The organism is Psychrobacillus sp. FSL K6-2365, from assembly GCF_038003165.1.
Classification (GTDB): domain Bacteria; phylum Bacillota; class Bacilli; order Bacillales_A; family Planococcaceae; genus Psychrobacillus; species Psychrobacillus psychrodurans.
In genome coordinates, this window is the sequence record NZ_JBBOOO010000001.1 from 652583 (window position 1) to 672973 (window position 20391).

The 20391-nt window shown below is 36.3% G+C and carries 18 protein-coding genes and 1 pseudogene; 11 read left to right on the forward strand and 8 right to left on the reverse strand.

What is annotated here, in order from left to right:
• Positions 1 to 679: 679 nt before the first annotated feature.
• The gene (locus MKY29_RS03345; protein WP_340879006.1) at positions 680 to 2692 is read right to left on the reverse strand and encodes an EAL domain-containing protein; all 2013 of its coding nucleotides are present in this window, start codon (positions 2690 to 2692) and stop codon (positions 680 to 682) included.
• Positions 2693 to 2822: 130 nt separating this feature from the next.
• Here MKY29_RS03345 and MKY29_RS03350 point away from each other — a divergent pair, with 130 nt between their 5' ends.
• The 8 genes and pseudogenes from MKY29_RS03350 to MKY29_RS03385 all read left to right on the forward strand — a co-directional run bounded on the left by MKY29_RS03350 (position 2823) and on the right by MKY29_RS03385 (position 10980).
• Positions 2823 to 3752, forward strand: a complete 930-nt coding sequence (locus MKY29_RS03350) for a DMT family transporter (RefSeq protein ID WP_340879007.1) — start codon at positions 2823 to 2825, stop codon at positions 3750 to 3752.
• Positions 3753 to 3860: 108 nt separating this feature from the next.
• Positions 3861 to 5597, forward strand: coding sequence for an ABC transporter ATP-binding protein (locus tag MKY29_RS03355; protein ID WP_340879008.1), 1737 nt, complete (start codon positions 3861 to 3863; stop codon positions 5595 to 5597).
• The gene (locus tag MKY29_RS03360) at positions 5581 to 7401 is read left to right on the forward strand and encodes an ABC transporter ATP-binding protein (RefSeq protein ID WP_340879009.1); all 1821 of its coding nucleotides are present in this window, start codon (positions 5581 to 5583) and stop codon (positions 7399 to 7401) included. Before MKY29_RS03355 ends, MKY29_RS03360 begins: the two co-directional genes overlap by 17 nt.
• A 10-nt stretch (positions 7402 to 7411) precedes the next feature.
• A complete protein-coding gene (locus tag MKY29_RS03365) occupies positions 7412 to 8278 on the forward strand; it encodes a GNAT family N-acetyltransferase (protein ID WP_340879010.1) in 867 nt (288 codons plus the stop codon).
• Between the two features lie 128 nt (positions 8279 to 8406).
• A pseudogene (locus tag MKY29_RS03370) lies at positions 8407 to 8817 on the forward strand (NUDIX hydrolase).
• Positions 8818 to 8842: 25 nt separating this feature from the next.
• Positions 8843 to 9412: a histidine phosphatase family protein gene (locus MKY29_RS03375; RefSeq protein ID WP_340880800.1), complete on the forward strand. Its 570-nt coding sequence runs from the start codon at positions 8843 to 8845 to the stop codon at positions 9410 to 9412.
• Between the two features lie 54 nt (positions 9413 to 9466).
• Complete coding sequence (locus MKY29_RS03380; protein WP_340879011.1) at positions 9467 to 10180, forward strand: AAA family ATPase; 714 nt, start codon at positions 9467 to 9469, stop codon at positions 10178 to 10180.
• Between the two features lie 80 nt (positions 10181 to 10260).
• Positions 10261 to 10980, forward strand: a complete 720-nt coding sequence (locus MKY29_RS03385) for a glycerophosphodiester phosphodiesterase (protein WP_093493675.1) — start codon at positions 10261 to 10263, stop codon at positions 10978 to 10980.
• A gap of 151 nt (positions 10981 to 11131) precedes the next feature.
• On the opposite strand, the gene MKY29_RS03390 is transcribed toward MKY29_RS03385, so the two are convergent.
• The 4 genes from MKY29_RS03390 to MKY29_RS03405 all read right to left on the reverse strand — a co-directional run bounded on the left by MKY29_RS03390 (position 11132) and on the right by MKY29_RS03405 (position 14910).
• Positions 11132 to 12139, reverse strand: coding sequence for a FecCD family ABC transporter permease (locus MKY29_RS03390; RefSeq protein WP_090564655.1), 1008 nt, complete (start codon positions 12137 to 12139; stop codon positions 11132 to 11134).
• Positions 12136 to 13134: a FecCD family ABC transporter permease gene (locus MKY29_RS03395; RefSeq protein ID WP_340879012.1), complete on the reverse strand. Its 999-nt coding sequence runs from the start codon at positions 13132 to 13134 to the stop codon at positions 12136 to 12138. Before MKY29_RS03395 ends, MKY29_RS03390 begins: the two co-directional genes overlap by 4 nt.
• A 62-nt stretch (positions 13135 to 13196) precedes the next feature.
• Positions 13197 to 14114 carry an iron-hydroxamate ABC transporter substrate-binding protein gene (locus MKY29_RS03400; RefSeq protein WP_090564652.1) on the reverse strand — a complete coding sequence of 306 codons (918 nt, stop codon included), beginning with the start codon at positions 14112 to 14114 and terminating at the stop codon, positions 13197 to 13199.
• 4 nt (positions 14115 to 14118) lie between these two features.
• A complete protein-coding gene (locus tag MKY29_RS03405) occupies positions 14119 to 14910 on the reverse strand; it encodes an ABC transporter ATP-binding protein (protein ID WP_093493680.1) in 792 nt (263 codons plus the stop codon).
• A 123-nt stretch (positions 14911 to 15033) separates the two neighbouring features.
• On the opposite strand from MKY29_RS03405, the gene MKY29_RS03410 reads away from it, so the two are divergent.
• Positions 15034 to 16074 carry an NAD(P)/FAD-dependent oxidoreductase gene (locus MKY29_RS03410; protein ID WP_093493682.1) on the forward strand — a complete coding sequence of 347 codons (1041 nt, stop codon included), beginning with the start codon at positions 15034 to 15036 and terminating at the stop codon, positions 16072 to 16074.
• 619 nt (positions 16075 to 16693) lie between these two features.
• Here MKY29_RS03410 and MKY29_RS03415 read toward each other — a convergent pair.
• Positions 16694 to 17716 (reverse strand): DUF2804 domain-containing protein, encoded by a 1023-nt coding sequence (locus MKY29_RS03415; protein WP_340880802.1) that lies wholly within the window; start codon positions 17714 to 17716, stop codon positions 16694 to 16696.
• Between the two features lie 114 nt (positions 17717 to 17830).
• On the opposite strand from MKY29_RS03415, the gene MKY29_RS03420 reads away from it, so the two are divergent.
• Both MKY29_RS03420 and MKY29_RS03425 read left to right on the forward strand, forming a co-directional pair.
• Positions 17831 to 18319, forward strand: a complete 489-nt coding sequence (locus MKY29_RS03420; protein WP_090564643.1) for an amidase domain-containing protein — start codon at positions 17831 to 17833, stop codon at positions 18317 to 18319.
• A 230-nt stretch (positions 18320 to 18549) separates the two neighbouring features.
• Positions 18550 to 18729 carry a hypothetical protein gene (locus MKY29_RS03425; RefSeq protein ID WP_090564641.1) on the forward strand — a complete coding sequence of 60 codons (180 nt, stop codon included), beginning with the start codon at positions 18550 to 18552 and terminating at the stop codon, positions 18727 to 18729.
• A gap of 74 nt (positions 18730 to 18803) precedes the next feature.
• On the opposite strand, the gene MKY29_RS03430 is transcribed toward MKY29_RS03425, so the two are convergent.
• On the reverse strand, positions 18804 to 19652 hold the full coding sequence (locus tag MKY29_RS03430) for a DegV family protein (protein ID WP_241595061.1): 849 nt from the start codon (positions 19650 to 19652) through the stop codon (positions 18804 to 18806).
• Positions 19653 to 19757: 105 nt separating this feature from the next.
• The gene (locus MKY29_RS03435) at positions 19758 to 20330 is read right to left on the reverse strand and encodes a glycerol-3-phosphate acyltransferase (RefSeq protein ID WP_093493689.1); all 573 of its coding nucleotides are present in this window, start codon (positions 20328 to 20330) and stop codon (positions 19758 to 19760) included.
• Positions 20331 to 20391: the final 61 nt, after the last annotated feature.

Consider the following 20391-nt stretch of genomic DNA (forward strand, 5'->3'; position numbering starts at 1 on the left):
TTCGTGTCAGGAACTTGCTTATTGCTAAGCTATCTATAGAATAACTTATTTTGGAAAAAAAACAATACCTGACAGTGCAGATTGTGTCAGCTTATTTCATCAAGCATGTCTTTGATAAAGAACTTGTGAGTATCACAAGTCAGCGTGGGAGCCTCCTCAAAGTTGTTTGAAGGAAACAAAGTAAATGACGACCTGTTCTTCGAACGACTCAGCGTAATGAAAGACCGTCAGAAGCTCTTATTCTATTGAATCAGTTGGTACAGAACAAGTTTACTTAAGCATTTAGGATAGGAATGTATGATGGATGAATTACCAATAGATACTCTCTGTTCTACATAAGGGCGCTATTGTTGTGTAACCTTTAGATTTAAATGACTTTATTGTTTTATTTTTGGTATACATATGTGTAATCGTATTACTAATAGTGTTTTCTATTCACTAAGTCGGCTGTGATAGTGTCTTTAAATGTCTCTGCGAGGAGTAAATGTAGGAGTATATGTTTTCGCAGCGACGAGGAGGCTGAAGCCAATCCCGCGGGAAGTGTTCGTTTGAAGCGCAAATTATAGCGCCATTACAATTTTTTAAAATAATCAAAAACTAGTATCGCAGGACACTTTTGTATATTTTCTTTGAAAAAGAGGCTGCCCATAGGGACAGCCTCCATAAACATTACGTATTTTTACAGCATTTCCTCTACTTCTTCAGCGGAAATTGGTAGGCTCACGTAATAGCCTTGAACCGCATCGCACCCTACACGTTTAAGTAACTCAAACTGTTCCGCAGTTTCTACGCCTTCAGCGACTACTTGAAGATCCAGTGATTGTCCAAATTGCACTAAACCTTGAACAAGTTTCTCAAGTTTTTCATGTTGAGTAACAGAAGATATGAATGATTTATCTATCTTCAATTTACCTATTGGAAGCATTTGCAAATAGCGTAAAGAGGCGTAACCTGTTCCGAAATCATCTAACACAAAAACAATGCCATCTTGCTGTAGCTTTTGGATTTGTTTAACGATTGCTTTTTCTGCCTCCGCTTCGAGTGCAAATTTCTCGGTGAACTCTATTTGGATTAGCTCTGGAGAACAATTATACTTTTCTAGCACTTTTCGAATGGTCTTCACCATATTTTTGTCTCTAAACTCACGAATAGAAGAGTTGAAGCTAACTTTGATAGGTATTCCTTTTCGTTGCCAAATAGCAGCTTGTTCACAAGACTTTTCAAGCATAAACTGACCAATTTCATTTATCAGTCCTGTCTCTTCTGCAATTGGAATAAGTTCTTCAGGAGATACAGTACCTAGTACACTATCTTCCCATCTTACTAATGACTCCACGGACGTTATAGCACCAGTTTTCACATCTTTTTGAGGCAAGAACATGACATGTAAATCATTACGATTCAAAGCTTCTAATAATCGTCTCTCAATTTGTACCTTGCGAGAAAGTTTTGAGTGGTCAGATTTGGAAAGGGTAGTAATCATACTGCCACCCTCTAGTTTTACTTTTTGAATCGTATTAGTAGTAGCTTTTAATAAATGGAGATAAGATTGCTGATCCTCTGGATATCTAGTAATGGCACCGCTTACAGTAATTTGAATAATTTTGCTATCTAAGTAAATTGGATTTTGCTTTAAATAATTTGTAAACCCTTGAATGTACCAATCACTCAATGGGGTGACTATAGCGAAATCATCTCTACCGGATCTTGCAATAATAGAATCCTCAAAATAGATTTTCAACCGTTTAGTAAACTCATTTAACATTTTTGTTTCTGTTTGATCATTAAAAATTTCTTTTAATGTATAAAATTGATCGATGCTAATGAAAACAAAGGAAAATGATTTTTTTTCATCGATATATTCATTCACTACTTCTTCTAAGCGATGTCTGCTTAACAAACCTGTTTCAGTGTCTACATATGCAATTTGTTCTAGTTTTGTTTGCATTAATTTCTTTTCAGTAATTTCCTCTTCCAATAATAAAAAGTATGGAGTATTATTCTGAGTATTGGATACTGGAATACCTAACAAATTAACCCAATAAGCAGTTCCATCTTTTGTGATTTTCTCAACGGCTCCTTGAAATACTTTTCCGTCTCGAAGCTTAGTAATAATTTGATTACCAATTGCTATATGCTCAGGAGTATCGGGGAGTAACTGCCAAAAAGATTTTCCGATAATTCGCTTAGGAGTCCATGCACTTTTTTTCAAAAATTTATCATTTGCATGCATGATTAGTCCTTCATGATCTATATATAGCAGCATGAAAGAATCGGATAATCCTTTTTTTATGAGTTGAAGCTCATGGAAAGAAGATAATTCCATTATGTTATTTGTATCTGATTTAATCTGAAATAATACGAAACGCATATCGTTCCAAGCGAAGGATTTTGCAACAATGGAAGTATTTATAGCTGTTTTATCTTTAGCATAAAGGATTACTGGACTTACCTCAAAGGGATCTTCTGTATGTAAAATCGTTTCCCAATTTGCGGTGAAATGCCCTAATGTATAGTCTGTAAAAAGTGGTATATCCGTGTCCTGTAAATCGTCGATAGTGTAGCCAAATTGTTTTTCCACCTCTTGACTCCACCAGACAATCTTACCTTCGTTATTTGTCATGAAACTAGGTGTTGGCAAGTGACTAAAAACAGTGTTACTTAAGTTTATAGATTCTTCTTTGAGAAACATATTCAAGCCCCCTTAAATAGTCTAATATTATTATATATAGTTTCTAAAAATTGGTCATTAGTATAATACCATATATTCATTGATATATAAATAGGTGGGTAAAAAGTACCTTTGAAAGTGGTGATAAAAAATGGAAGAAAGTGCATTTGCAAGGTCCAAAGGTATACTATTAATTGTTCTTGGATCTATTCTATGGGGTGCATCAGGACCAATGATGGAATGGGTTTTAAATAATACAAGCTTATCCGTTTCATTTTTCTTAACGGTTCGCTTAATAACAGCTGGAATATGTATATTGTTGTTTCTATTAATAACTGGTCAGCGAGTGTTTCTTATCTGGAAAGATATTAGTTGGCTTAAACAATTAGTAGTTTTCGGTGTACTAGGAATGTTGGGTGTACAATATACATTTGTTGCAGCAATTGAAGCGAGTAATGCATCAATCGCTACATTACTTCAATTTTTGGGACCAGTTTATATTATTTTATTTTTATCATGGAAGAACAAAATATTTCCACCAAAGTATCAGGTTATAGGTATTATCGGTACATTAATCGGTTTATTTTTATTATTAACGAATGCAAATGTGAGCATATTGTTAATAAGTAGGGAAGTGTTACTTTGGGGCTTGGCTGTGGGTATAGCATTTTCTATCTATACAGTGTATCCAGCTCGGCTGATGAAAGAATGGGGTGTCCTTGTTGTTGTCGGTTGGGGAATGTTAATAGGTGGGGTAGTACTGGCGTTCGTGACCCAAATATGGAAAACGGATGAGTGGGTCTATATTGCAGCATATCCTATAAGTATAATTGTAATAATAATTATATTGATAGGAACCATTGCATTTATATTATTTTTGTCGAGTATGAAATACATAACAGCAGTGGAAACAAGCATACTGTCCAGTATTGAGCCGTTAACTGCGATGATTATATCGGTATTCTGGTTCAATCAAATACTGGGGGCATGGCAATATATTGGGGTAGTTATAATGCTTCTATTTGTCACGTGGCTTTCTGTAGCAGGAGAAATTAAATGGATAAGTAAAAGAAAAGGATGACTTTCAAAATATTAAGTCATCTTTTTCTATGTCTTCAGAAGAGTTTGTGGCATAATAGATTTTACAAGAATTAATTCGAGTGTCGAAGAATCTAGGGGTGTTTCAATTTTGAGGACAATTTTTTCTTATTTATCTCCATATAAAATGTTAGTTATCGTCGCTTTATTGTTCATGTTAATAGAGCTTTCCGTTGAGCTAGTTCAACCATTGCTCATCGCGGTCATTATTGATGATGGAATTCTGGCAGGGGACCAACAAGCAATTATTCTTTGGGGTAGTATCATGCTTGGAATTTCCTTATTGGCATTTGTAGCAGGAATTATTAACACATTTATCGCCTCTCATATAGTACAAAGTTATGGGTTCGATATACGTCAAGCATTATTTAGGAAGGTGCAGGCTTTTACAATGGCCACTTTTTTAAAGTTTCCAACAGCGAGTTTAATCACTCGTTTAACTACTGATGTGACGATTACACAAAATCTTATTTTTATGGGATTACGTATTATGCTCCGTGCACCCTTGCTTGTTGTTGGTAGTATTATTATGTCCTTTATAGTGAACCCATATTTAGCTATGTTTCTAGTAATAGGCGCTCCTTTTTTAGTAGTATTTCTTTATATTATGAGCCGGAATGGTTTAAAACTATTTGGGGAAGTTCAAAAAAGGGTGGACCAGGTCACAAGAAAGATACAAGAAAATTTACAGGCGGTACGTTTAATAAAAGCGTATTTACGTGGTAATTTTGAATCAAGTCGTTTTGCAACTGTGGCTGCAAATCTGAAAATGGATAATGTAAAAGCTTTCCGAATCATGGAGTTAATATTACCTGTTTTGCTTTTTATTATGAATGCTAGCTTGTTAGCGGTACTTTGGTTTGGTGCTAAAGAAATTAGAACAGGAAATGTGGGACTAGGTGAGTTAGTAGCAATTATTAACTATGCGATGCGTATGACAGGAGCCTTTTCAATGTTTGCTTTCATTATTATTTTCTTCTCTAGAGCGAAAGCATCCTCTGAACGTATGGAAGAAGTCCTCCTTGTAGAAGAAGGGATTGAAGTTATTAATACTGACTCTGAAGAAGCAACTCCAAGAATAGGTGAAATTGAGTTTCAGCATGTGTCATTTCATTATCCTACGACTGATATACCCGTATTAAGAGACGTTTCCTTTAAGGTTAAACCTGGATCCAAGCTGGCGATTATGGGAGCAACTGGTTCTGGTAAATCGACTCTTCTCAATCTAATACCAAGGTTTTTCGATGCAACAGAAGGAACTATATTAATAGATGGAATCGATGTTAAAGAATGGCCCTTAAAAGAGTTAAGGAAAATAATTGGACTCGTTCCTCAACAATCTATTCTTTTTACTGGAAGTATAGAGGAAAACCTTGGCTGGGGGGATCAGGCTGCTACGGAAGAGTTATTAAGAGAAGCTGCCAATCAAGCGCAAATACATGATTCAATTGAACAATTCCCGGACCAATACAATACAAGAGTTGGTCAAAAGGGAGTCAATTTATCTGGTGGTCAAAAGCAGAGACTTTCCATTGCGCGTGCACTCGTTAGAAAACCAGAAATATTATTACTGGATGATAGCACCAGTGCATTAGATGTCTCGACAGAAAACGCATTATGGGAAGCTTTGGAGGAAGAAAATGCAACAATGCTTGTTATCACACAGAAAATCCGAACTGCAAAGGGTGCAGATTACATTTTATTATTAGAAGAAGGTCAAGTATCTGCCTATGGCACGCATGATGAATTGCTGAAGGACTCTTCTCTCTATAAAGCAATAGCTGAATCGCAAGCAGAGGGGGGAGAGCCTAATGAACTTCATTCGTAAACCTTTTGGTTATGAGCCTATTATTACTAAAGAAGATTTAAAAAGAAATCATAAAAAGAAAATCGATAAAGCTTCCGATTGGAAGGGAGTATTAAAGCAAATATGGAAGTTGGTCGATGAACAGCGATTTTTGTTAATAGTCGTTCTATTGATGGTAGTTGCTAGCTCTGCTTTAGCATTAGTTGGACCATATTTAATAGGAGTAATTGTAGATGAACATATTTCTCAAAATATCTTTGTCGGTCTTTCCAAAATTATTGGAGTATTACTCATCGTTTACTTGTTTTTCTCTCTCGCTACTTATTTGCAAAGTTATTGGATGATTGGTATTTCTCAACAAACAATTTATAGACTCCGTACAGGATTATTTGAGCATTTACAGAAGCTCCCAGTGTCCTTTTTTGATAAACGCCAGCACGGAGAGTTAATGAGTCGTATGACCAATGATATTGAAAACGTTAGCCAAACTTTAAACTCATCCCTTATCCAAGTGTTTTCAAGTATTTTAACTTTAGTCGGGACAACAGTCGTTATGCTTTTACTGAGTCCGCTGATGACTTTAGTGACGCTTATTATTGTGCCTTTCATGTATTTTGCTATGCGATGGATTACGAAAAGGACGTCTAAATTGTTCAAGGAGCAGCAAAAAGCTGTTGGTGAATTGAACGGAATGATTGAAGAAACGATTTCTGGTCAACGAATTGTTAAAGCCTTTTCGCAAGAAGGACGAATGCAAGAAGAGTTTGCTGTCAAAAGTGAACGGTTAAGACAAACAGGATTTTGGGCGTTAACGTATTCAGGTTTTATTCCAAAAGTGATGAACTTTTTGAATAATACTAGCTTTACGCTTGTTGCAGCTGCGGGTGGAGTATTGGCATATCATGGCTTTGTGACAATTGGAGAAATTGTTATTTTCTCGGAGTATGCAAGACAGTTTACACGGCCACTGAATGATTTAGCTAACCAATTTAATACGGTGCTTTCTGCAATTGCAGGTGCAGAACGTGTTTTTGCTATTATGGAGGAGCCTATTGAAGAGGATGATGCTATAGACAATGGAGATTATCAGCTACAGGGGAATGTGACTTTTGAAAATGTCACATTTTATTACAACAAAGAAGATAAGTCTCCGACGATTTCCGAAGTATCCTTCCATGTGGAGTCAGGAAAAACTGCTGCATTAGTTGGCGCAACAGGAGCAGGAAAAACTACTATTATGCAGTTACTTGCCCGTTTTTATGAAGTTAATAGTGGAAGTATATTAGTTGATGGTATTCCTATTGAAAAGTTGCCCCGACATACGCTACGAAGCCAAACAGCATTTGTTCTACAGGATCCATTTTTGTTCGAAATGACGGTAAGAGAAAATATTCGATACGGTAAATTAAATGCGACAGATGAAGAGGTGCTCCACGCAGCAAAAGAGGCTAATGCCCATGACTTCATCATGAAATTGCCAAATGGATACGATACTATTTTATCGGCTGATGGTGGGGAAATCAGTCAAGGACAAAAGCAGTTATTATCCATTGCTCGAGCACTTGTTGCAGATCCAGCGATACTGTTGTTAGATGAAGCAACATCTAGCATCGATACAGTAACAGAAATGAAAATTCAAGAGGCTCTTGAACGACTGATGGAAGGTAGAACAAGTTTTGTCATAGCACACCGATTAAATACTATACGACAGGCTGATTTAATATTCGTGATGGAAGCTGGAAGACTAGTGGAGTCCGGTCCACAGGAAGAGCTATTGCAAAAACGAGGTAGATATTATAGTATGTTAACGAATTCAAAGATTTAAGGAGAAATAAATGAATATATCTGTAATGGCTGTGTCCTTTCCGTTAGACCAGGAGACAATGGAAGAAATAAAGCAATTAATAGCTGAAGCAGAAACAGCTGATCAGGTGGATTATACAACACTACTAAGTGTGGTAGAGCTATCTGATTTTTACACAAAAGGTTTTTGCTTAATAGCTTATGATGACGATAGCGACCGATTAGTCGGAGTTTTAACCTCGATAGATCGAATAGCAACACTAGATTTTGAATGGAGTGGTGTTGTTCTACCTAGTGCTCGAAGATTGGGTACAGGAGAACGACTAGTAAAAGAATTAGGTAGGAATCTAGAAATAAGAGGAGCTGCTACGGATTTCGCTCTAATTCCAGACAGCTCTGTAGCAGGTCAGGAGCTTCTTCACAAATTTGGTTATACTTTTGATTTTCAAGAGAGAACGATGGCAGCTGAAGCAGTAATAGAAGAATTAGATAGTAAAGTGGAAGTTTCGCGATATACTAATGAGGAGTCAGAAGTGGTTCGGGTATTAGTAAATGCATTTGGCGACAATGAAGAAGAAGCTAAAGCATTAATCGACTTTAATACGCAAACACCAAATCGCCAATTGATGATTGCTAAATTATGTGACGAATTAGTAGGGACGTTTACTCTAGTTGAAGACGGTGACAAGCTATGGGTCACAGGTCTCGCTGTCCATGAAAATGCACGCGGTAAAGGTGTGGCAACCAACTTATTAAACTGGGCTAAGTGCGAAGCCAATCTTATGGGAAAAGCGTCCGTCTATTTGGATGTAGAAACAGACAATGATCAGGCTCTTTCCATTTATAAAAAAGTAGGATTTACCACAGAGAGTAACACCCATTTCTACAAAAAGAGTTAACCTATAAGAGAACAGCGAGCAAATTGTGTGTTGATTTGTTCGCTGTTTTTTTGTTTCATCAAGATAAGTGCAACAAATAAAGGAGAAGGTATTTGTTCTATAGAATATAAAAACAAGGAGGGAAGTAAATGTTTATAGTTAAAGTTGAAGAGGCAATTTACAAAGATGATAAGTGGTTATTAATAAGAAGGAGTGAAAAAGAAGAGCACGCAGGAGGATTATCCCTTGTTGGAGGTAAGGTAGAAAAAGACTTGATAACATCAAATTAGAAGAAGCTCTAAAAAGAGAAATTACAGAAGAGGTAGACGTAGAGGTTTCAAATCTTAGGTATGTTAATAATTCTTTATTTGAAACGGATACTGGCTAGATATTGTTTTTCTTTGTGAGTATCAATCTGGCGAGCCCTATGCTAAATGTATAGATGAAGTAAATGATGTCTTTTGGATGACGACACATCAAATTCAAGAGGACGCAGATATACCAGTTACCTAAAAGAAAATATTATGTTAGCGGAAAAAGTTCTACTGCGAAACCAATAAAAGGAGATAAAGAATTTTAACTACTATAGGACTTGTAAGGCATGGTATTACGGATTGGAATGTACTCGGTAGATCACAAGGTATATCAGATATTCCCTTAAATAATCTGGGAAAGCAACAGGCGAGTGCATTAGCAAATAGATTTGTATTAGAAGAGGGGTGGGATGTTATTGTGACCAGTGATTTAGCACGTGCTAAAGAAACAGGACAAATAATCGCTGCTAAACTAAATCTATCTATCAATGTATTTGATAAAAGAATACGAGAAATAAATTGCGGAGAAATTGAAGGTACAACTGAAGAAGAAAGATTGAAAAAGTGGGGAAGTAACTGGAGAGAATTAGACCTAGGAATGGAAAAGTTCGACGATGTATCTGATAGAGGATATGAATTTATAGCAGAACTAGCTAATACATATAGTGACAAACGAGTATTGGTAGTTAGCCAAGGAGCATTAATAGGACTTACTTTGCAAAGGCTGCTACCTGAGCGGTTCCAAAAAACACAATTAGATAATACCTCAATAACTATTCTAAATATTAAACAGGGTGTCTGGAATTGTTCTATCTATAACTGTACTAAGCATTTAGATTGAAATTTTAGTAATGTATAATAGAGCCCAAATAATAATGAAATTGTAGGTGATAAAATGTCCTTAAAAAGAATTGCACTTCAACGGGATCTCATTCCATCGTATAGTCAGTATCCATTCTCCATTCCTTCTATTAGAAATCTATATCAACTAGATTTACACAATAATGTTACTTTTTTCGTTGGAGAAAATGGATCGGGAAAATCTACTTTGTTAGAAGCAATTGCAGATAAATGCGAATTTAATACAGCAGGAGGGGGAAGGAATAACTATTATGACGTAGACGCATCAGAATCAGCACTAGGAGATTATATCAGGCTGTCATGGCTTCCAAAAGTAGCAAATGGTTTTTTTCTTCGTGCGGAATCATTTTATAATTTCGCTTCTCATATCGATACAATGGGAACAGGACCGTACGGTGGAAAATCCTTGCATCATCAATCACATGGAGAGGCATTTTTCTCCCTTTTTTCTAATAGGTTTAGAGGCAGAGGTATTTATTTGCTGGATGAGCCAGAGGCGGCTTTATCGCCAGCGCGACAACTAGCGTTTCTAAGAATTCTACATGATTTAGTTCAAGAAGATGATAGTCAATTCATTATCGCCACACACTCACCAATTCTATTAGGCTACCCCAATGCAAACATTCTTAGTTTTGACCAAGAGGAAATCAAAGAGATAGAATATGAGGAAACAGACCATTTTCAAATAACCAAATACTTTTTACAAAATAGAGAAAAATTTTTACAAGATATTTTAGAAGAGGAATAAAAACCTGCTGGACTGTGCTTTCTTATATAGAAAGTAAAGAGGTATAATATAGTTAATAATAGTACAAGGAGGTAGGCTTTATGAAAATTTATGCCCATAGAGGTTCTTCAGGTACGCATCCAGAAAATACAATTGCTGCTTTTAAAGCAGCGGCAAAATTACCTGTTCATGGTGTGGAATTTGATGTTCATATGACGAAAGATCATGAATTGGTTGTTATACATGATGAAACCATCAATCGCACATCGAATGGATCAGGTTTTATTAAAGATTTGACGTTAGCTGAATTGAAAAAATTTGACTTTGGTTCTTGGTATTCCCCTAAGTTTAAACAAGAAACAATCCCAACGCTAAGAGAAGTGTTATATGTATTTAAAGATACACATCATCACCTTAATATAGAGTTAAAATCTGATGTATTTCCATATGAAGGTATGGAACAGGCGGTACTGCAAATGTTAAATGATTATCGGTTAGAAGCACGTGTCGTTATATCTTCATTTAACCATGAGATGGTAAGAAACTTTAAACAATTGGCTCCCTCAATAGAAACAGCTGTCCTCTTTATGGAAGTGATGATAGAGCCGCACATATATGCAGAAAAAGTAGGAGCAGATGCACTGCATGCATTTTTCCCAACAGTCCTTAGACCGATGGGTGTGGAGGCGATTGCGAGCGGCAAAAATGTTCGTGTTTTTACTGTAAATGAAGAGAAATATACTGATTTGCTAAAACAAGTTGGAGTAGATGCCATTTTCACAGATTATCCAGAGAGAATGTGGAAATACCTTCAATCATAAGGAAATGGACTACGGACAAAAGCGTAGTCCATTTTTATTTTGACTTAAAAAATCAGCAACAACTATATATTTACTTAGGAACTCAACGACACATACTGAAAACCCATGCGTATTGGGCTGCAGCGCATATCTCTAAAGCAGTAAACTATCTTTACTTCTTCATCAATAAATACATAAAGTAAGGAGCACCTATTAAAGCCACTACTACTCCAGCAGGGATTCCATTTGGTTCGATAAGGTTGCGACCGATTGTATCAGCAAAAAGTAAAAGCCAACCACCGATTAGGATAGAAATAGGTATGAATAATTGATGACGCGGCCCTACTAAAGATTTAGCAATATGAGGAGCCATTAAGCCTATAAAAGCAATTCCCCCAGTTACAGATACAGCAGATGCTGCAAGAGCAACAGCGGCTAATAAAAGAATAATTCGCTGCTTCTCAATTGCAACCCCTACACCAATCGCAACGGGTTCATTTAAATTGAGTAGATTTAACTTATTTGCTTTATATAACGTAAACGGGATAAGAACAATTAACCAAGGTAAAAGAGCCAAGATAAATGGCCAGTCTGCTCCCCAAATATTTCCTGCCATCCAATTAGCGATGAAATCTACCTTTTGACGATCAGCTGATGAGATAAAGACAATCATCAAGCCTGAAAGAGCCATTGAGAATCCAACACCTACTAATATTAATCGAACTGGCTGCAAACCCGTTCCACGGTTGTACGAAAGGATATAGATAAAAAATGCAGTAATTAAAGCACCAACAAATGCCACTAGTGGTAGTAGGTATATAAAAGAACCAGGTTGAATCGGTATAAATAAGAAGAAAATTGAAACTGCCACTCCTGCTCCAGCGTTAATCCCAATAATACCGGGATCTGCTAAATCATTGCGTGTAATACTTTGCAAAATAGCACCGGATAACGCTAATGCCATACCAGCAAGAATAGTAATAATAATTCTAGGTAAACGAACTGAGAACAAAACAAATTCCTCTTTAAATGTTCCTTGCCCTAAAAAAGTTGGTAAAAGACGATTAAAGGAAAGAGTGGAATATCCAATTCCTGCACTAATAAAAGCAGTAATAATGATTAAGGATAGTAAGACGATAAAAAGTATACGTTGCTTTTTTACTAGCTGGCGATGAATCATTGAAAAACTCGCCCTCCTTTACGAACGACCACTAAAAAGAAAGGTAATCCCATAATAGCTATGATTGCAGCAACTGGTGTCTCATATGGAATATTAATAGTTCTTCCAATTGTATCAGCAAGTAGCATCAGGATAGCTCCTGCAATAATAGACATTGGAATTATTAGTCGATAATCTGTTCCAACTATTGCTCGAACAATATGAGGGACCATCAAACCTACAAATGCCATATTTCCAACAAGTGCGACTGAAGCGCCGGCAAGAAATATAACTACTACAAATAAAATCGTTTTTGTTTGAATAGTTTTTTGTCCAAGTCCAACGGCAACTTCTTCGTTTAAACTTAAAATAGTTAACTGTCTAGATAATAAAAGAGCCACAACGATTCCTATCCCGATAAAAGGAGTAATCATCTGGAGTTGACTCCAGGAGGTTCCTATTAATCCTCCGGCTGTCCACATAGAGACGTCTTTGGAAATTTCAAAATAGATACCTACGCCATCAGCAATCGCATACAAAAAGGCGGAGACCGCAGCACCTGCAAGAACTATTCGTAATGGAGAAAAGCCGCCTTTTTTCACTGCTCCAATACCAAATACCATTACTGCACCAACTGCTGCACCGATAAAACATGCAATAGTAATTCCAAAGTAGTTTATCCCCGGAATTAACGCAAGGCTAATAGCAAGTGCTGCGTTTGCTCCAGAAGTTAAACCTAATAATCCAGGGTCAGCAAGTGGATTACGGGTAACACCTTGCATAATCGCACCAGACACAGCTAAGGCGGCACCAACCAACATAGCGGCAACTTCTCTAGGAAGTCTTAGCTCTCTTAAAATATTGATAGAATCGCTTTTTATATGAGTAAATAATGCTTGCCATACATCCTGTATGGATGTAGAAGCCGCACCATAAACCATTGAAATGGAGAACATTGCTATCAACAAAATAAGTCCAATAACAAATTTTAAACTGAAATGAATAGAGGTTTTCATTATATTATCCTTTCTACAAAAATAGTGGAGGAATCCCATAAGAATTCCTCCACTATTATTACTTACTGTTTTAAAAAGCTGTCTTTAAAGAACTCCAATTGATAATCTAACGATATTGGATCATTAAAGTAAAACTCTTCTGCATTTGCTTCAAACAGTTGTCCATTTTGAACAGCGGGAATATTTTTAAAAACGTCTGTCTCTTGGAATGAGTTATCTTGATCTGCTACTTTACTAAATATGACATAGTCACCTGCATATTCAGGAAGAACCTCTAAAGACAAAGCATAATATCCGGCCTCTAAAGCCATTTCTTTTACTTTTTCAGGCATATTCAGTCCCATTGCTTGATAGATAACTTCTGTACCACGTCCCCAATTATCTCCAAACACATATAATTGTTTGTCAAAGTTTTCAATAACAGAAACAGTTGCATCCTCACCAATTTTTGCTTTAATTTCTTTTCCAGCTACTGCTGAACGTTCTTTGAAATCGTCAATCCATGCTTGTGCTTCTTTTTCTTTGTTAAGCAATTTTCCTATTTCTAAATGCTGTGTCAAATAATCTACTTTTCCATAAGTGAATGTTACTGTCGGTGCAATTTCTTTAATTTTATCCAAGTTTTGAGTGGTAGAGGAACCGATGATTAAATCTGGGTCTAATTCAATAATTTTTTCTAAGTTCTCTTCCGAAACTTCTTCGACATCTGCTAAGTAAGAATCGTATCCTGGGTTAGATTTTGACCACGAATCTACTCCAACTAAATTTACATTTAGTGCAGCTACGTTTCCTGCATAAGTAGCAAGAACAACAACTCGTTTTGGATCTGCTGGAACTTCTACCGGACCAGTTTCGGACTCGTATGTAATGGTAGTAGGTTCATCTTTCGTTTCACTTGCTTTTGTATCGGTAGTCTCACTGTTGCATGCACCTAGGATAAGAACTAGTAAAATTGTAAACGGCAATAGTAACTTCTTCATCTGTCTATTCTCCTTTTAGTAAATCATATGTTATACACATTGGTTTGCTTGTACGGGGATCTATTCCGATTTCGGCATCTATATTAAAGACATCACGCAATACTTCTTTCGTAATTACTTCTTCACAAGAGCCAGCTTTCACAATTTGACCAGACTTTAAAGCGACGACATAATCTGCAAAACGTGCTGCTTGATTCAAATCGTGTAAGACCATTACAATAGTTCGTTTCTCTTGCTGATTTAGACGTTGCAGGAGCTCAAGAACTTCTAATTGGTGTGCCATATCTAAATAAGTGGTAGGTTCATCAAGAAATATAATCTCTGTTTCTTGTGCAAGGGCCATCGCTATCCAAACACGCTGACGTTGACCACCGGAAAGAGAATCCACTGGTAAATACTTAAATGAGCTAGTGTTGGTCACTTGGAGTGCCCAATCTATTACCTCGTAATCCTTTTTGGAAAGTCTTCCAAAACCAGTTTGGTAAGGAAAGCGCCCATACGATACTAATTCTCCTACAGTGAGGCCGCTTGCACTCTCAGGTGTTTGAGGTAAAATGGCCATTTTCTTTGCAAGGATTTTAGTATTTTCTTTCGCAACGTTTTTACCATCTAATACAACTGCACCAGAATGATGAGAAATGATTCGTGTAATCGCTTTAAGAAGAGTGGACTTGCCACAACCGTTCGGTCCTATTATCGTAGTAATTTTCTGATTTGGGATTTGTACCGACAAATCCTTTACGATGAGTTGCTCACCGTAGCCAATGGATAAATCGTCCGTATATAAACGAACCATTTGAATACCTCCAAACTAATTCTTGCTTATTTTAATGATAACGATTATCATTATCATATTAGCAACTATATTTAATAATTTAACTGATGTCAACAAAATATTTTTTAGGGTGGGAGACTGAAAATGCATAATGTATTTGACGTGACGATTATTGGTGGAGGTCCAGCGGGCCTATATTCGGCTTTTTATAGTGGTTTAAGGGAAATGAAAACGAAAATTATAGAATTTCAACCTCAATTAGGAGGAAAGATACATGTGTACCCTGAGAAAATGATTTGGGACGTAGGGGGGCAGACTCCGATTTCAGGAGAGCGTTTAATCGATCAATTAGTTCAACAAGGACTAACATTTGACCCTGAAGTTGTAGTTAATGAGAAAGTAGATTCCATTACTCGCAATGAAGATGGTATTTTTGTATTGCATGCTGCTTCAGGCGTAAAACATTACTCAAAAACTATTATCATTGCAGTAGGAAGTGGAATTTTAAAACCAACTAAGTTAGAAATCGAAGGCGCTGAGCGTTTCGAGGTCAGCAACTTAAACTATACGGTCAAATCAATTCAACGTTTTAAGGATAAAACAGTTATTATCTCAGGCGGAGGTAATGCAGCCATTGACTGGGCTAATGAACTAGAGCCGATTGCGAAAAAGGTATATGTAACATATCGTAAAGATACATTAAATGGTCACGAAGCACAGGTAACACAATTATTAGAAAGCTCTGTAACCTGCTTTTTCAATACAAAGATTACCAAGCTAATTGCTAATGCAAACCATGATATGATAGAACGAGTTGCTATATTTGACAATGAAACGGGAGAAACAACACAAGTAGAAATTGATGAGGTTATTATAAACCACGGCTATGATCGAGAAGCAGAACTACTTAAAAGTAGTGGAGTACCAATTGAAATCGCAGATGATTTTTATGTAAAGGGCACAAGTTCATGTGAATCATCCATCGATGGTATTTATGCAGCAGGTGATATTATTCAATATCCAGGCAAAGTAAATTTAATAGCTGGAACCTTCCAAGATGCTGCAAATGCGGTCAATCAGGCTAAGCAATATATTCAACCAGATGCTAATAAATATGCGATGGTATCTTCACATAATGAAGTATTTAAAGAACGAAATAAAAAACTAATAAAGCAACTCGTATAAAAATTATGCATTTAAGTTAACCTACCCACCAAATAGTTGTTTCTAAGTGATCTATACTTGGAAACAACTTTTTTATATAGATAGTAATTAGAGTCTGCACATTTAGATTGTGAATTACTAAAATGATTTGGGAATATTATCCTTTTCGAAAGTAAAAGGTAATTGACCGCAAGTAAATATAGAAATAGAGCAAGTAAATCCTTACGAGCGCAAGTATCTACAGATGGAAGCAAGTAAATAATAGATGAGAGCAAGTAAAAACAAAATGCTTTTCTCAAAAGCTAAGAATATGGAGTATCTAGCCATACACCTAGTGCTCATAGTATTTAAAGAATTTACACTATTGGAAGTAAAGATAAATAGTAAGTGTTTGCCCGGTAAAGAAGCGTGGTAGCAAACGAAATTACATCTTCGAGGGCTGCTCTATGAATAAGATATTATCTTTTCCATAAGATTATCGAAAAAAAGTTCTATTGGCTGTGACGTATGTCGCAACCAATAGAACTAAAAATTCACTCGATAATTATATAGTAAAACCTCAGTCCAAAGCCCTCAAAAACAATTGAAACAGGTTTTGAACTTTAAAGACCGGGCGTTTATTTGTCCGTTTTTTCTGAAATTACCATTTAGCTTTGTGTTCTTCAATACATCCTAGTAATTGTTTTACTTCAAGTGTAGGTCCATTTTCTAGTTGAATTTTGCCGTTAAAATAGCCTATCATCTGATGAACTTCGGAGAAGATAAGTTTTAAATCAGTTTTAGCAATGCGGTGGAAAAAAGGAGTGAATGTCATATTCACTTCATCAGAAAACTTTGTATTGACCTTCCATGGTTTCATAAAATCATTTGTATCATATGTAAACAATAAATCTTCATGAATTTTGGTCATTATACCGTCAATGATGATAGCATTTTCGGTCATCCCTGTACCATCCGTCCATTTCCCGCCAAAATTTAATCCGATTCTCTTAGAACCAACTCGTTGAGAAGCAAATCCCCAGTTCCATACAGCTTCTCTTGGCCAAATTCCTCTACCATAATCGAGTACTGCAAAATTATCCTCTGGCTGGAAGCTGTAACGTGAATCACCAATCTTTACAAAGCCGGACGTTGGGAGTGTATGGTGCTTCCCAGTAAATTGAAATTGGGTCCGACTCCAAGGAATTACTACATTTAAAGATTCGTCCTCAGCAGGGTGAGATATATGCAAATCAGCATGTAGTAAATCACCATCAAAATCAGGGATTGTTACCGTCATATGAGTTTCGTTTTGTATATATAATAATTGGATAGTCATTTCTTTAGAATGAAGTTGAATACTTTCCAAAATATTAGATGGCATTTTTAGTTTGTTTCCCAAAGGAATCGTAACTGTTTTTTCTACGTATCGTTGCGTTTCATAGTTAAGGAAATAGACAAAGCAAACTGCTGCGTAATCTAGATGGCTGATAGTTGCAGAAAAAAGAATATCATCCCCAAAGACACACCAGTAATTCCACTTTTTCTTTCGCATATAGTGACCTTTTAAATTGCTTTCAATTATGGGTTTCTTTGCGTATCCAATTGCTTTTGGGTTCAAATTACCTTTTTTATCGCAAAGTAAAGTGGGCTCTGAAATTTCTTTTTCTGCATGCTGTTTCACTGGCCATCTTCCTTTCTTAAAGTAATTTGTCAAAAAAATAAATTAGTTCATTAATTCCATACTAGCATATATTTTCTGTTTAATCATATAAACAAAATAGAGGGAGGATGAAAAATGGCAACTTACAATCGTGAGGCAGCAGTAGCCTATGCACAAAAGTGGTGGAATAGCTATAACCCAAGATTTCCGATGTTCGATGTTGACTGTACAAATTACATTTCACAATGCTTGTTTGCTGGGGGGGCCCCTATGAGAGGGCAACCAAATCGGGAGCGCGGGTGGTGGTTAAGTAATGAAACATGGAGTCTGAGCTGGAGCACTCCTCATTCATTGCGCTGGTACTTGGCTGGATCGACAAAGGGGCTTCAAGCAACTCAAGTTAATTCACCTGATCAGTTAATCCCAGGTGATCTTATTTTTTATGATTTCCAAGGCGATGGTAGGTACGATCACTCTACCATTGTAACAAGTGTCCAAGATGGAGTTCCCTATGTTAATGCACATACGAATAATAGCCGTAATCGTTACTGGAGCTACGAGGATTCTTATGCGCATACACCAAGAACGAAGTATATATTCTTCCACATAAAAGATAAATTTTAAGGATGATTTATGACAAATTAGGAATCATAGGGATGATTAAAATTAAAAAGACTTCCGATAGTAACGCTTCGGAAGTCTTTTTTAGGTTATTTTAGTAAGGGTTTTGATTAGTTGTGTATTAAATTAATCCAGCAAGCTTTTAAAAAGTATTTATTATAATAATTATTTGAAAATTCAATCAAATTATAGTATAATAACTGCAAACAATAGATTGAAAGGAGCTGAAAATTTTGCTCATCTCAATAATTTTAGGAATTTCCTTGTTATTCATAGTTTTCGGAGTTGCTTATGATTATTTCTTCCGAAAAAGCTTTGTTGAAACAAGAAAAGGTCCTGCTACTCAAAACGATGGTCGCGTGAAGCTAGATGTAGCTACAAACCAAGCGGTAAATACGATGAACATGCCATAAAAAATTGTCCTTAATTGCGAAATTTTTAATGTCTGTTTACTAGACTTGAAAAATTAATGAAATTTTGATAGGTATTACAAATACCAAAGTAAGGCAACTGTATCCTCACCGGCATGTACTGCAAGGGATGTGCTTATTTCACCGATAGTGAACTGTAAATGCGGTGCTTGTTGTAAAATTGCTTCTTTTAAGTCAATTGCCTGTTGCTCCGCGTTTGCATGCATTATATACACATGCTTTAGACCATCCTTGTCTGCAGCTACAACCGCCTTATTAATAAGATACTGGAGCGCCTTTTTATGAGATCGAACTTTATCTAATTCCTTAAGCTCTCCTTGAGGGGTAATTTGAATAATTGGTTTTATTTTCAGTAGGCTTCCTAAATAGAATTGAGCACTGCTCAACCTTCCGCCTTTATACAGCTGAGTTAAGTTACCTATTAAGATATAATTACGAAACTTCGAAGTCATTTCTCGTAACTTAGCTGCAATGTCCTCATAGTATAGACCCTCTTCTTGTAACTGCAAGCCTTTTTCAACTAATCCTGTAATACCTGCTGATAAGGAAAGTGAGTCGATAAATTCTACTTGGACTTGTGCAACCTGAGCTCCACTAATTGACGAAGATAGTGTACCACTCAGACTTTTAGAGACGTGTATTGCTATGATAGAATCATATTCTTTACTCAGCTTTTCATACAACACTGAAAATTCACCAGCAGAAGGCTGAGAGGTTTTAATTGATTCTGTTCCATTACGTATACGATCATACAGTTGCTCGGGTGTTAGATCTATGCCATCTACAAATTGTTCTAAACCAAAATGAATATTAAGTGGGATAGTGTATACATCTGGGTGGTTTTTTAATGTATTGCTCATATATGCACTGCTATCGACTAACCACGCGATTTCTTTCAAAGTCATTTTCGAACATCCTAACTTATTTATTATTTAAAAGATAGTAATTACATCGTACTAGTCTTTAATATATGTGCATTGTATCAGTAAAATATTATAAAAACAATAACATTAAATTGTCTTTTTCCACCATCTTTTATCCCATGATTCCAGGATATCGAACCGGTGACGAACTAGAATAATGAGAATTGCAATAGAGAGCGGCCACAGGGAAGCAAATGTAGGTATTATCCAAGACAAAATAACGTATACACTAAATGATATGGTCATACTTAGGGTCGCACTCCTAAGCAACGCTATCAAAATGATAAAACAAATGACAAGCATACCAAACAATAGTGGCTCTATTACTATCGATACACCGATAAACGTGGCAATTCCTTTACCACCCTTACCCTTTAACCAAAATGGAAACAGATGTCCCAAAATTACTGCTACGCCACCAATGGCAATAAATTGCAAAGAGTACTGAAAATAGAAACCAATATATATTACAAGAACACCTTTTAAAGCATCACCCAAAAATGTAAGGAGAAATGCGGATTTCCCAAGTACAGCCCCAGCATTTCTTGCACCCAAATTACCACTTCGTTCTTTCCTTAAATCAATTTTTTTCCATTTACCAATCCACCAAGCAGAAAGAAAGTTACCAAAAATATAGCTGAACAACCAATAGTAAAGCATAATATCACCTCAGGTATGTATGTAAAGTAAAGGAGGAGGACCTTAGAATCTTAAATTTTAT